Origin of the sequence: Pseudomonas vranovensis DSM 16006 (genome assembly GCF_000425805.1) — a bacterium.
Classification (GTDB): Bacteria; Pseudomonadota; Gammaproteobacteria; order Pseudomonadales; family Pseudomonadaceae; genus Aquipseudomonas; species Aquipseudomonas vranovensis.
Window position 1 is genome coordinate 1 of the sequence record NZ_KE384459.1, and the last position, 13,273, is coordinate 13,273.

Genomic DNA, 13,273 nt, shown 5'->3' on the forward strand with positions numbered 1-13,273 from the left:
ATTCTCCGATCAAGTCAGCACAGGCCGTCTGACCTGTGCTGAAATAGCCCTCCGTCCAACTGCCCTCTACAAGCCCTCCATCCCATGAGTCAGATGAGCTTTTCCGATTTCGAGTACGCCGGTAAGCGCAAGCAAACCCGTCGCGAGCGTTTCCTGGCCGAGATGGAGCAGGTGGTACCGTGGAGCGGTTTGGTGGCATTGATCGAGCCGCACTACCCAAAGGCCGGCGGTGGTCGCAAGCCGTATCCACTGGAAACCATGCTGCGTATTCATCTGCTGCAGAACTGGTTCTCGTTGAGCGACCCAGCCATGGAAGAGGCGCTTTATGAGATCACTTCGATGCGCCAGTTTGCTCGCCTGACGCTCAGTGCTCCGATCCCCGAAGACACGACAATCATGAATTTCCGGCACCTGCTGGAGAAGCACGAACTGGCCTCGGGGATTCTGGAAACCATCAACAATTACCTGCGAGACAAGGGTCTGTCGTTGCGCCAGGGCACCATCGTCGATGCCACCATCATCAACGCTCCCTGTTCGACCAAGAATAAGGAAGGTAAACGCGATCCTGAAATGCACCAGACGAAGAAAGGTAATCAGTATTTCTTCGGCATGAAGGCGCATATCGGTGCCGATGCTGAGTCGGGCCTGGTGCACCACGTCCACGGCACAGCGGCGAATGTGGCTGATGTAACAGAGGTCGCCCACCTGTTGCATGGCGATGAAAACGTTGTCTGTGCCGATGCGGGTTATACCGGCGTCGAGAAACGGCCGGAGCATGAGGGGCGGCCGGTGATCTGGCAGATTGCGGCTCGTCGTAGCACCTACAAGCACTTGAGCAAACGCAGCGTGCTCTACAAAGCCAGACGCAAGATCGAGAAGGTCAAAGCGCAGGTGCGAGCAAAGGTCGAACATCCATTTCGTGTGATCAAGCGCCAGTTCGGTTATGTGAAGACCCGCTTCCGTGGCTTGGCCAGGAATACGGCGCAATTGACCACGCTGTTTGCCCTGTCGAATCTGTGGATGGCACGCCGCCAATTATTGTCTGGTGCGGGAGAGGTGCGCCCGTGAGGGCAGATAACCAAGGCGTTGCCTTGGTTATCCAATAATCAGCGTCTGAAAATCGGGCTTTTCGGCGTTCCCAAGCCGTCCATTTCCGGATGATGAGTAACTTGTTCGGAGTTTCCCTACAGGATTTTATGGCACCCTGCCGTAAATGCTTTTGCTTCTTCACATTGGTGCGATAAAACAACCTAGGAACAGATAAGCATGAAACCAGCCAGCAACGACCGGGATGAGCCTCTAATCGATGCTTCGCAAGTAGAGTCAATGGGGGACCTGGCGCTTGCTCGAGTCATTTGGAAAGGCGCAGTGCTATAGCCATGCTCCTGACCAGACCTAATCAACCCTCAGCAATACTCGCATTATTCTTCACCGCCCTCCTCGCTGGCTGCACGACACAACTGCGACAATCAGACCCAGAGGTAGCAGTACTCCATATGCGAGCGTTGCTTGAAGCTGAATGGATCGATCACTTCCTGTTCTCGACCTCGAAGTCGGAAAGTAAGGCAAAGATTCGGGCTACCACGGGGCGGGCTGTGGAGGCTTTTCTTCTCGCCTATGGAGTACCTATATCCAAGCCATGAAGCTTTGAGAGCCAAAGTTCAACGACGCCAAACGCTGGCACCGCTTCCAATGGCTTGTGATCATGTGAGAGATAGCTATTACGCTGAGCAATCGAACCCCGACTCATAACGGGATAACTTGACACGTATATCGATTGCCAGTTTACGCATTACTCCGGTGAGTTCAGCGTCCGTTCACACTGGAAAATACAAAGCCAAAATTCAATGTGAGATCGCCGGACGCTTACCGCAAACCTACCAAAGAACCGATACTGAAGGGGGCTGATGCTGCTTGGACACTAGGCTGCGAAGGGCCTGAGCAAAATAACGATGCCCGAAAGCATCCTTATCTTCACTAGCGATTTGCCGGTCAAGCACCGCCGGCATCGAATCAAGGGGGGCGTGCATGCGTTGTGTTCCTTCATCAACGAAGCGTGGCCGATCGCCAGCGTCCAGTGAGATTACTGGATCGAGGTATGGAACATTACCCAACTGACACCCGCTACTGCTCTCCGATCAGTAGGATTAGCGATTTACATCGTAAGCGCTCCATGAACCCCACATTCAAAGCGCTTAGCTGATGCCGGATGCTGTGCTCCCGATTTCCTCAGGAGCCAGTTCGCCATGATGCGACCCGATCTCAAAGTTGAAAAAGTGTATCTCTACCCCAAGCCCGTGGACTTCAGAAAGTCCATTGATGGCCTCGCTGCGCTGGTCGAGCTGGACATAAAAGTGGCGGTGTTCGATCCCGTGCTCTTCGTTTTTCTCAACAAGCCCCGTAACCGCGTGAAGATTTTGTACTGGGAGCGCAACGGCTTCTGCCTTTGGCTTAAGCGCTTGGAGTCCGAGCGATTCAAAACATCGCCTGACCTCAGTGATGAAGTGATCGTTCTGACCGTCCAGGAACTGAACTGGCTGCTCGACGGTTTTGACCTGTGGCGCAACCGTCCTCACCAGGTTTTGACTCCACGCTACGTAGCCTGACCCGGTATAATCCGGGCCATGATTTCTCTGCCCGACGATCTTCCTGATGACCCCGTTTTGCTCAAGCAGATGCTGCTTGAGGCACTCAGTCGCCAGGAAGAAGTTGCCCAGGCTTATCAGGCTCACATCGTCGATCTGAAAGGACAGATCAAGCTGTTGCGCGACCGCTTGTTCGGGCGTAAGTCCGAGCAGACAGCGCAGCCCAATACGCCGCAACTTGCACTGTTCAATGAGCCTGAAAGCGAGCCAATGCCATTGATCGGCGATGCTGAAGAGGAAGTCGTTTCCCCGGGGCCGCGCCGAGGAAAACGTAAGGCATTGTCGGCTGAGCTGCCGCGTGTCGAGGTCATCCACGAACTACCCGAGCACGAACTGACCTGTGCCTGCGGTTGCCGCAAGCACGTGATCAGCGAAGAAATCAGCGAACAGCTGGATATCGTGCCGATGCAGATTCGTGTCATCAAACATATCCGCAAGGTTTACGGTTGCCGTGGCTGCGAAACGGCACCGGTCACCGCCGACAAACCGGCTCAACTGATCGAAAAGAGCATGGCCAGCCCAAGCGTTCTGGCCATGTTGCTGACCACCAAGTACGTCGATGGCTTGCCGCTGCATCGCTTCGAGACGGTGTTAAGTCGACACGGTATCGATATACCAAGGCAAACACTGGCGCGCTGGGTGATGCAGTGCAGCGAGCACTTTCAGCCACTGCTGAACTTAATGCGCGACCGATTACTGGAAAGCCCGATGATCCACTGCGATGAAACCCGTGTTCAAGTATTGAAAGAGCCAGGTCGAGACCCGACCAGCCAATCCTGGATGTGGGTACAAGCCAGCGGCACGCTAGATCGCAAAGTCGTGTTGTTCGAGTACACGTCCAGCCGTGCGCAGGAGGTTCCGTTGCGTCTGCTGGAAAGTTATCGCGGCTATGTTATGACCGATGATTATGCGGGTTACAACGCCTTGGCATTACAGCCCGGAGTGGAACGTCTGGCGTGCATGGCCCATGCCCGGCGCAAGTTCGTCGACGCACAAAAAGTGCAGCCAAAGGGCAAGACGGGACGTGCCGATATCGCCCTTACAATGATCAACAAGCTGTATGGCATCGAGCGCGAGCTCAAGGACGGCGATGATGAACAGCGTTTAATCGGCCGTCAGCAAAAGAGCGTACCAATCCTGGCTCAGTTGAAAAGCTGGTTGGAGAAAACACAGCCCCAAGTCACACCACAAAGTGTGCTGGGTAAGGCCATTAATTATCTGGCCAGCAACTGGAGCCGGCTGGAGCGTTATGTAGAAGCCGGTTTTTTACCTATCGACAACAATGCAGCCGAAAGGGCGATAAAACCGTTTGTTATCGGTCGTAAGGCGTGGCTGTTCAGCGACACGCCCAAAGGCGCTACCGCCAGTGCTCAGATCTACAGTCTGGTGGAGACCGCCAAGGTCAACGGCCAAGAGCCTTATACGTGGCTACGCCACGTACTGGAACAGTTACCACATGCGCAGTCGGTGGCGGACTATGAAGCACTGCTGCCGTGGAACTGCTCGCCAGAGATACTTCGTTAAACCTGACCCCTCTCATGGGGTAATGGATCGTACCCTAACGGGACCCGACGTCCTTTGCTGTACCGCCAAATCCACCATGCACGTAATAGATTCGGGACATTTTTTGGGCCTCCAAAGCCCTGTAAAACAGAAAATCCTACCCCCGGTACAAAAATTGTCCTACCCCCGGTACAGGTCCCAAATGGCTCACATGAGCACAGATAGGGCGTACTTCTGCATTTTCGTGGCATTTATGTGGCATTGAAATACCACAGAAATAGGGCCCTTCTTTTGTGTCACCTGAAATACCTGGCCTTGGCATTTTTGTGCCACTGAAATAACCAAACTTTGGCATTTTTGCGCCACTAAAATAGCCAAGCATTGGCATTCTTATGCCAGCAAAATAGTAAGTGAGCTATTTATGTGCCACAGGTAGAGAAATATGGGGCACCGCGTCTGAGATAGGTGGCGACTTTGAATGTGGGGTTCATGGAGCGCTTACATTAGGAGTAGACAGGTATCACCAAGGATTGGTCCGACCCATGCTTATTCCTGCTGAAGGTATGGGTCAGTATGGGCAGCCATGCACCCACGTGGAAGCAAGGAGTTCCACCGTGGAACTCGAGCACTTTACGCTTACCCGGGCTGCATCGCCTGCTGTCAGGCCAACAACTCAAGTAATGTCGACCATGTGGCCGCCCTCATCACGGTCCATTGCCTGCCCCTGACTCATAAAGTTCCACGGTGGAACTCGTGCACTCGCCGTGCAGTCCCTTGCTTCGCTAGCATCAGGAGGCGTTTTGTATCTATGTGATTGAGTCCTCAGTGCTTACCATGATGCTTACCCGATGAAGTACTGTCCATATCAAGGTCCGCGAGTAGCTCGCCTGGATCTTGCTCCTTGAATCGCCCCTGGTTTCGTAGACACCTCTTTGCCTTAAACTGAGGCCAATTAGGAGGTGCCATGAGCAACCCACGTTACCCCGAAGAATTCAAAATCCAAGCGGTCAATCAAGTGATCGAAAAGCAGCTGCCTGTCGCTGATGTAGCGGCACGTCTCGGTGTGCCGACGCGTAGCCTCTATGCCTGGATAAAGCGCTACAGCAAACCTCAAGAGGAGCGGCAGCAGCAGGCGAGATACTTCACCCTGCTTCCACTCACCACAGAACTGATGGGCGGACCCGCTCAAGTACCCACTTATGACCCAAATACGCTCTCACCGACATACACATCAAAAACTTTTAGCGACGTTGACGTCGACGCATGGGCGCGAATCTTTCTTTCAGCTTTCGATGAAATCTTAGCGCCGGCCAGTTGCGCCGAATTCGCCGCGTTTGATAGTGACGACTACCAAAGCTTGATGGGCCTCAAGGCCGTTTTCGCGAAGGCACTCGCTAACGGAGTAGGCCCGGTATTCCCCTCAACAACAGGGGGTAACCTGGCAGCAGCTCAAGACCTGTTCGAACAAAGCGTACTGACCTCGCTCTCGACTGCTTATGCGATGAAGCTTCCAATCACTGCCAGCACCACATCGAGCCCTGGGCTTCTCAACTTCCTGGTGACTGCAGCGCGCGCAGGCGGTGAAGCAAACCAGGATCTCGAGCTGCCCTACTCTGCACGCGTCGAGCACCATTTCAACGACTCGGAATCAGCATTCGGCTACACCCCATCGCAATGGCTTGGCTTCGTACTAGAGCATAAAGACGATCCGCTTACCCTATCGCTAGGTGTGATCAATGTACCGGTACCGGTGCGCGCATTCCCCGCCTCCCCCGTCCTTCAGACCCAACACGCCGAGCAAACGGCACCGGCTCCGTCCGACGCTTTGGGCCCGCCCGAGCCGCGATGGAATTACTCGACGCGCCTGGTTCTGCCGGAGCACGAAGCACAAGACGAGTTGTGGGTGAGGCTCACTTACAATCAACCACTCTCCAGCACGTTGCTGGATGCGTTTGAGTTGAAGTCAGACTCGCCTACCCCTCATCAAGTGATCAAGGCTCTTCTCGACCAGATATCGCGGGTCACTTCCGCTTGGGCGGCATGGCCTGGCCATCCAGGCCTAGTGGCCCGTACCGCAGTCCGCGATGACGCACCGGCGGGACAAACAAGCACGGGCTACGTCCTGAACTTCTCGAATGCATTCGATGAACAACCGACCCTTCAGTTGTTTGCCCAAGGTGAGTACGTCAGCGGCCAATGTGACAAGGTGAACATCGTTTGGCCCATCATCAATGGTCAAATCCACGGGCCCCTATCACCTGCAGGCCTGGATGCGCCAACCAGTGGAGCATGCTGGTTCGTTGCCAGTTACGATTATGCGCAGCTGCCTGACGCGGTCGCAGGAAGTCTGGAGTTCGTCTGGCCAAGCCTCGACGTGGCGACTCGCCAAACGGCGATCTCGAGGTGGTGGATCGTTCGCAACGCTAATCTTGGCGGTGCCAGCGGCTTGAAGACTAACCGAGGGCTGATATACCAGACCCCGGACGTTTCATTCGCCTCTCCAGTCGTGCCCTTAATCACTATGCCAAGGTACACATTCGCCTCAAACGATTCGCTCGCAGACACGATTGAGAGAGCACTATCTCCATTTGCGCAGGCCGCCAGCTCCGCAGCCAAGGAACGCTTGCTGCAAATATCAATCGTGTACAGCGTTGAAAGCGCCGCACCCGCAGGAGGCGGTGCCGGACTTTGGATCGATCTGCCCATCCTCTTGGCGAACAATGTGCAACTTGCAAGTGACGATGCCCTGGCGGCTACAGAAAACGCTTTAACACTCCATGATTTGGCATGCCAACTGGCCACCGAGTGCGAGCGATGGTTCAAGGTCGAAATGCCCTCCACTGGCAACGCTTTATTGAGTCTGGATGTCACGCTATTCACTAACGTCGACGGCTCGCAGGCTCCCATTGTGTGCGCGCCACAGTTGCTTATTCGTGTACCGCATGGCGGGTGGCAGCCCAGGTAATAAGTGCCCGAGGGCGTTTCGGGGCCATCCACCAAGCCCTGTGTCAATGAAGGAACATCCTCATCGCTACTGAGTAAAGGAATCACCCCCAAGCCGCGTGAAGGTTGCGTCGACAATGCAATTCCACAACCATTGCCTCGTAGCTCAGCCCTGCTCGCAACTCCACAACTCCACTGCGGGCTGGCGCGTCTGTGGTGGCCCTAGCCAGAGGCTCAGGGCCTTGCACTGGCCATCCACACACAACAGGTAGTCTCCAGCCTCAGGGGTACGGCCCAGGCGCAGGGGTTGCAACGGCGGCAGTCGGCGCTGGTAATGCCAACTACCGTCATGCAGGCGAGCGTCGTCGGGGATTTCCATGCCCGCGCCAGAGCCTTTGACCCGCGCTTGACCCAACACCAGGCCCGAGGGGGTGACGCGGTAGTCCTCCTCCCAGCGGATTTTTTCAATGCTGTGGTTCCAGGCCAGGGTGAAGTGGGTAAGCGGCAACTCACTCCACACCACGCCAGCCAGTCCCAGGCACAATCCAATCATGCAAGCGCCCTGCCCCTGCGGGTACGCCACCAGTGCGGGCCGATCACCAGCAGGCCCAAGGCAAAGCCCACTTCGTCGGTAATTGGCAGCGCCAGGATCAAAAAGCTGCCGGCGGCGAATGCCAGCAGCCGCTCCCACCAGGCCAGCGGCCCGTTCAGGTAACCGATCGACGCCGCGCCCCACAACCCGATGGCAAGCGCTGCCTTGCACACCATGTAGACACTTGCCAACACACTATCGCCTTGCAGCATCAGCGCCGAGTTATACACCGCCATGTACGGCACAACGAACCCGGCCACTGCGATACGTACCGCCCACAGGCTGATCTTCAGGCCTGACTCCCGGGCGATCGGGGCCGCCGCAAAACAGGCCAGCGCCACCGGCGGGGTAAGGTCGGCAAGGATGCCAAAGTAGAAGACGAACATATGCGACACAATCAGCGGCACACCCAGTTCCAGCAGCGCAGGCGCGGCAATGGAGCTGGTAATGATGTAGTTGGGAATGGTCGGAATACCCATGCCCAATATCAGGCAAGTGAGCATGGTGAGCACCAGCGACAGCAGCAGGTTGTCCTGGCCAACGGCGAGGATATAACCGGCAAACGTGGTTGCCACACCGGTCAGGCTGACGATCCCGATGATCACCCCGACCAGGGCACAGGCAATGCCGACCGGTACCGCATGCCGGGCCCCTTCAACCAAGGCGTGCAAGCAGATCAACAAGGTACCGCGCCCGCCCTTGACGAACCAGCAGACCACGACTAGGGCTGCGATCACCGCAAAGATCACACTGATGCCCAATTGGAAGAAGCCGGCACACAGCACGCCCAGCGCCACCCAGAAGGCCACCCGCAGGGCGTTGTTCGATACCTTGAGTATCAGGGCTGAACCAAGAATGACAATCGCCGTCAGGGCCAGGCCCACGGTGCCCGAGAATAACGGCGTGCGTCCGGAGAACAGCAAATACACCAGTACGAACAACGGAATCAGCAAATACCAACGGTCACGCACCGCGGTCCAGGCGTTGGGGCATTGGTCCTTGGGCAAGCCTTTGAGGTCGGCCTGCCGGGCCGCCAGGTGAACCATCCAGAACACCGAGCCGAAGTACAACAACGCCGGAATCAATGCTGCCTTGGCCACTTCGACGTAAGGCACGTTGATGGTTTCTGCCATGATGAACGCCACAGCGCCCATTACCGGCGGCATGATCTGGCTACCCATGCTGGCCGTAGCCTCTACCCCGCCGGCAAAGGCCGCTTTGTAGCCAAAGCGCTTCATCAACGGAATGGTGAACTGCCCGGTGGTGACCACGTTGGCCACCCCGGAACCCGTGATGGTGCCCATCAGCGCCGAGGACACTACCGAGACCTTGGCCGGGCCGCCCACCTTGTGGCCGAACAGGCCCATGGAGAAGTCAGTGAACAGCTTGATCATCCCCGCCTGTTCGAGGAAGGCACCGAACAGAATGAACAGGAAGATATAGGTGGCCGATACATAGGTTGGTGTGCCGTACAGGCCCTCAGTGCCGAATGACAACTGGTTGACGATCTGGTCCAGGCCATAGCCGCGATGGGCCAGGTCGCCCGGCAGGTGCTCGCCGAGTAGGCCATAGGCCAGAAACAGCCCACAGATGAGCGGCAAGGCAATGCCCATGACCCTGCGCGCGGCTTCAAAGACCATGACGATCAGGATCAGTCCGATAACCATGTCGGCCTGGGTCAGCTCGCCCGAGCGCTGTATCAGGTCGCCCTCGAACCACCACTGGTACAACGCCGTGCCCATGCCCAGCAGCGCCAGCAACCAGCCAACTGGCTGGAAGGGCCGGGCCTTGCCCAACGCCGGGTAACTGAGGAACACCAGCATCAGCAAGAAGCCGACGTGGCCGGCGCGTTGTACCTGGGTCGAGAATGGGTGGAAGGCTGCGGTGACGATCTGGAATATCGTGAAGGCCAGGGCGACAAAAAACAGCCCCTTTGGCCAGTTGCCAACGGCGGCCGCCAGGCCCTGTGGTTGTTGACTCATGGGAGGACCTCTGTGATCACAAACCTGCGACAGGTCGGGCCAGGTGCTGTCTGGCCCGACCGGCGAATACGCTGTGGCTTACAGTGCGTTCACTTCTTTGTAGTACTTCTCGGCACCCGGATGCAGCGGGATAGGCAGATTCTTGGTCGCTGACTCCAGCGTGATGTCCTTGGCTGCCGAGTGGGAGGTAGACAGGCGTTTGAGGTTTTCGAACATCAGCTTGGTCATCTGGTAGGCCACGTCATTGGAGACCTTCTCCTGGCTGACCAGAATATTGGCCACGGCTACCGTCGGGACATCGGCATCCTGCCCGTCGTAGGTACCCGCCGGGATCATGCCGGCCTGATAGGCCGGGTTGCCGATTTTAGCCACCACCTCTGAGGGGATGGCCACGAAGCTGATCTTCATGGTCGAGGCCAGATCACGGATGGCTGCCATGCCCAGGCCCGAGGACTGCAAGGTGGCATCCAGCTGGCGGTTCTTGATCAGCTCGACCGACTCGGCATATGGCAGGTACTCGACCTTGCCCATGTCTTCATACTTGAGGCCCGCAGCCGCGAAGATCGCCCGTGCATTGAGCTCGGTGCCAGACTTCGCCGCCCCTACCGAAATACGTTTGCCCTTGAGGTCGGCCAAGGTCTTGATGCCTGACTCGTCGCTCGCCACGATCTGGATGTAGTTTGGGTAAGTACTGGCGATTGCCCGCAATTTTTTCAGCGGCTTTTTGAAGCCCGCCTCTTCGTCACCATTCCAGGCGTCGGCAACAGAGTCGGCCAGGGCAAATGCCAGCTCACCTCGTCCTTGCTCAAGCAGGTTGAGGTTTTCAACCGAGGCCTTGGTGGCCTGCACCGACGTTTTTGAACCCTCGATTCCGTTGCTGTAAATCTGCGAAAGACCGACGCCAATGGGGTAATACACCCCGCTGGTGCCGCCGGTGAGGATGTTGATAAAGGCGGGGGCAGCCAGTACAGCAGTACTGGCGGTGAAGGCCGCTGCGGCGGCAAAAAGTCCCAAGCGCATGCTCGATCGCATAAGAAGAACTCCATGATTGTTATGATTATTCGACGTCCGGATTGTAGTCGAATGGACAAAAGACGACTGGGATTACCGCCAGATTGAACGTTGCTTCCTTGCAGTAGGCCTCTTACTTCAGGTCTATCGATAAAAGAAGATCACATCATGAGTGCACAACTTAATGGCAAACGCGTGGCCTTTCTGGTCACTGATGGCTTTGAGCAGGTGGAACTGACTGGTTGTTCGCAGATACCGAAGGCGTCGCCGCGTCGCAGGATTCGCGACTTGGCAAACCTTTGCCGTTGCTTGTCGCCGTGTTGGTGCCGGTAGGTGAACCTTGTCGGTCGTCAGCCCGAGCTGTTGGGGCAATGGGCCCAGGCCCAGTACTTCGCCAATGGCAAAAAGTGGTTGGACAAGGTCCAGACCCTGACTGACGAAGCGCTCAAGGCCAATCCGAAGGAAGTCAGCAGCCTCGGTATGCTCGGTATCGCCGCATTTGAAGGTGAGCGGTATCAGGAAGCAATCGATTACTGGGGCCGGTTGCTCGAACAACCACCGCCGGAAGACAAATCCCGTGACGCACTGCAAGGCGGGATCGAGCGCGCCACCGAGCGTCTGCGGGCCAGCGGCAGCAAAGTCACCGAAACGTCAGTAGCCAAAATCGACGCACCGCTCAAAGTACGCGTTGACCTCGCCGCGGGTCTCTAGAACAAGGCACCGCCCGGCGACAGCGTGTTCGTCTTCGCCCGCCCCACGTCCGTCCACCGGAACCGCTGGCGGTTAGTAGCATGACCGTGTCTGATCTGCCGGTGACAGTCAAATTGGCCGATGTCGACAGACGATCATCCGATGGACATTTCCTCGGGCTGTTGGAGGTTTCCACCAGCTTAGACTTCCCCTCCCTCGGGAATTTCTGTAAGGAACATTCAATCCGCTGGATGGCCAGGCCAACGACAGAACGCAAAAGCCGGCGTCAGGTTACATCTGCAACGCTGCGCGCGCTCAAGCGCTGCATTGAGCAGCACCTGACGCGCAGCGGTACTCAGCCAAGGGTTCGGTGTGCATGAACCTGCTGGCTCGTTCCGGTGCTTTGGCTCAAGCGCCGGCGACCAGTTTGGCTGCCACCAGCGCCTCGCCGGTCCGTCCATAGACATCCTCCAGGCGCTCGATGTCGTCCTCACCCAGGTAGCTACCGGACTGCACCTCGATGATCTCCAGCGGGATCTTGCCGGGGTTGGCCAGGCGGTGCACTGAGGCGATCGGGATGTAGGTGGACTGGTTCTCGGTCAGCAGGAACACCCTGTCGTCACATGTCACCCGGGCGGTGCCGGATACCACGATCCAGTGCTCGGCGCGGTGGTGGTGCATCTGCAGCGACAACTGCGCGCCGGGTTTCACGGTGATGCGTTTGACCTGGTGGCGAATGCCGTTGTCCACCGAGTCGTAGCAGCCCCAAGGACGATTTACCGCACAATGGCTCTGGGTTTCCGTGCGCCCCTCCAGATCCAGGCTGTTGACCAGTGCCTTGACGTCCTGAACCGAATTCTTGTGGGCGATCATCACGGCATCCTTGGTTTCTACTACCACCAGATCGTCCACACCGACCAAGGCCACCAGCTTGCCGCTGCTGTGTACGAAGCTGTTGCGGCTGTCGTGGCTCATCACATCGCCCTTGAGCACGTTGCCGGCCTGGTCCTTCTCATGCACTTCCCAAAGGGAGGACCAATTGCCCACGTCGTTCCAGCCGGCGGCAAGCGGCACCACGCAGGCGTGGGAGGTCTTCTCCATCACCGCGTAGTCGATGGAGTTGTCCGGGCAGCACTCGAAGGCGTCGGCATCGATACTCATGGTATTGCCGAAGCGATGGCTGCGCTCCATGGCCAGCGCACAGGTGTCATAGATGTCCGGCGCATGCTTGAGCAACTCGTCCAGATACCGGCTGGCACGGAACAGGAACATGCCGCTGTTCCAGTAATAGCCACCCGCGCGGACGAGTTCGCGGGCCAGTTCTGCATTGGGCTTTTCAACGAAGTGGCTGACCCGGTAGGTGCCTGGATAGACGCCGCCGGCGTCACCTGCGCGGGTCGCCTTGATGTAGCCGAAGCCGGTCTCGGGGCGCGCGACCGGGACGCCGAACAGCACCATCTCCCCTTCCTCGGCCGCCCCGCGCGCCACTTCCAGCGCCTGGTGCAGCGCCGGCGTGTCTTCGATCACATGGTCGGCCGGCAGCACCAGCATCAGTTCGTCGCGGCCTTCGGCCAGCAGTTGCAAGGCGGCCATCGCCACGGCCGGCGCGGTATTGCGGCCGAAAGGTTCGAGCAGTGTCGAGTGCCCCTCGACGCCGATCGCCTTTAGTTGCTCGTTGACGATAAAGCGGTGCTCATGGTTGCACACGATCAGCGGGCTCTGCATACCTTCAAAGGCCAGGCGCTGCAGGGTCTGCTGGAACAGCGAGAGCTCGCCGGTCAGGGCGAGGAACTGCTTGGGATACTGCTTGCGCGACAGGGGCCACAGGCGGGAACCACTGCCACCAGAAAGGATTACCGGAATCATGGGAGACGCCTCCATTAAAGTTCCATTTCAAATTCATACGT

8 protein-coding genes and 3 pseudogenes are annotated in these 13,273 nt (G+C 57.4%); 7 read left to right on the forward strand and 4 right to left on the reverse strand.

Going from position 1 to position 13,273, the window contains the following annotated elements; genetic code table 11:
• Positions 1-84: 84 nt before the first annotated feature.
• The 5 genes and pseudogenes from H621_RS0125935 to H621_RS27590 all read left to right on the forward strand — a co-directional run.
• Positions 85-1,068 (forward strand): IS5 family transposase, encoded by a 984-nt coding sequence (locus H621_RS0125935; protein WP_028946176.1) that lies wholly within the window; start codon positions 85-87, stop codon positions 1,066-1,068.
• A 311-nt stretch (positions 1,069-1,379) separates the two neighbouring features.
• On the forward strand, positions 1,380-1,643 hold the full coding sequence (locus tag H621_RS29360) for a TetR/AcrR family transcriptional regulator C-terminal domain-containing protein (protein ID WP_156905663.1): 264 nt from the start codon (positions 1,380-1,382) through the stop codon (positions 1,641-1,643).
• Positions 1,644-2,246: 603 nt separating this feature from the next.
• Positions 2,247-2,606 (forward strand): IS66 family insertion sequence element accessory protein TnpB, encoded by a 360-nt coding sequence (tnpB, locus tag H621_RS0125945; protein ID WP_028946177.1) that lies wholly within the window; start codon positions 2,247-2,249, stop codon positions 2,604-2,606.
• Positions 2,607-2,624: 18 nt separating this feature from the next.
• Positions 2,625-4,169, forward strand: coding sequence for an IS66 family transposase (gene tnpC / locus H621_RS0125950; RefSeq protein WP_036990429.1), 1,545 nt, complete (start codon positions 2,625-2,627; stop codon positions 4,167-4,169).
• A gap of 943 nt (positions 4,170-5,112) precedes the next feature.
• A pseudogene (locus H621_RS27590) lies at positions 5,113-5,277 on the forward strand (transposase); the annotation flags it as partial.
• 1,980 nt (positions 5,278-7,257) lie between these two features.
• On the opposite strand, the gene H621_RS0125960 reads toward H621_RS27590, so the two are convergent.
• From H621_RS0125960 to H621_RS0125970, 3 genes are all read right to left on the reverse strand, one after another.
• On the reverse strand, positions 7,258-7,644 hold the full coding sequence (locus H621_RS0125960; RefSeq protein ID WP_028946179.1) for a DUF1850 domain-containing protein: 387 nt from the start codon (positions 7,642-7,644) through the stop codon (positions 7,258-7,260).
• Positions 7,641-9,665 (reverse strand): TRAP transporter permease, encoded by a 2,025-nt coding sequence (locus H621_RS0125965; RefSeq protein ID WP_028946180.1) that lies wholly within the window; start codon positions 9,663-9,665, stop codon positions 7,641-7,643. The genes H621_RS0125960 and H621_RS0125965 overlap by 4 nt, the downstream gene beginning before the upstream one ends.
• Before the next feature lie 78 nt (positions 9,666-9,743).
• Positions 9,744-10,697 (reverse strand): TAXI family TRAP transporter solute-binding subunit, encoded by a 954-nt coding sequence (locus H621_RS0125970; RefSeq protein WP_028946181.1) that lies wholly within the window; start codon positions 10,695-10,697, stop codon positions 9,744-9,746.
• A 147-nt stretch (positions 10,698-10,844) separates the two neighbouring features.
• Here H621_RS0125970 and H621_RS28635 point away from each other — a divergent pair.
• Together H621_RS28635 and H621_RS28340 are read left to right on the forward strand one after the other, a co-directional pair.
• Positions 10,845-10,919 (forward strand): annotated as a pseudogene (locus tag H621_RS28635) (protease); the annotation flags it as partial.
• A pseudogene (locus H621_RS28340) lies at positions 10,919-11,515 on the forward strand (tetratricopeptide repeat protein); the annotation flags it as partial. The pseudogenes H621_RS28635 and H621_RS28340, both read left to right, overlap by 1 nt.
• Positions 11,516-11,774: 259 nt before the next feature.
• Here the strand turns inward: H621_RS28340 and H621_RS0125980 are convergent.
• Positions 11,775-13,232, reverse strand: a complete 1,458-nt coding sequence (locus tag H621_RS0125980) for a mannose-1-phosphate guanylyltransferase/mannose-6-phosphate isomerase (protein WP_028946183.1) — start codon at positions 13,230-13,232, stop codon at positions 11,775-11,777.
• Positions 13,233-13,273: the final 41 nt, after the last annotated feature.

Bases quoted from the DNA above. Each gene is read 5' to 3' on its own strand.
- H621_RS0125935 (WP_028946176.1), top strand. From the start codon at position 85: ATGAGTCAGATGAGCTTTTCCGATTTCGAGTACGCCGGTAAGCGCAAG.
- H621_RS29360 (WP_156905663.1), top strand. From the start codon at position 1,380: ATGCTCCTGACCAGACCTAATCAACCCTCAGCAATACTCGCATTATTC.
- tnpB (WP_028946177.1), top strand. From the start codon at position 2,247: ATGATGCGACCCGATCTCAAAGTTGAAAAAGTGTATCTCTACCCCAAG.
- tnpC (WP_036990429.1), top strand. From the start codon at position 2,625: ATGATTTCTCTGCCCGACGATCTTCCTGATGACCCCGTTTTGCTCAAG.
- H621_RS0125960 (WP_028946179.1), bottom strand. From the start codon at position 7,644: ATGATTGGATTGTGCCTGGGACTGGCTGGCGTGGTGTGGAGTGAGTTG.
- H621_RS0125965 (WP_028946180.1), bottom strand. From the start codon at position 9,665: ATGAGTCAACAACCACAGGGCCTGGCGGCCGCCGTTGGCAACTGGCCA.
- H621_RS0125970 (WP_028946181.1), bottom strand. From the start codon at position 10,697: ATGCGATCGAGCATGCGCTTGGGACTTTTTGCCGCCGCAGCGGCCTTC.
- H621_RS0125980 (WP_028946183.1), bottom strand. From the start codon at position 13,232: ATGATTCCGGTAATCCTTTCTGGTGGCAGTGGTTCCCGCCTGTGGCCC.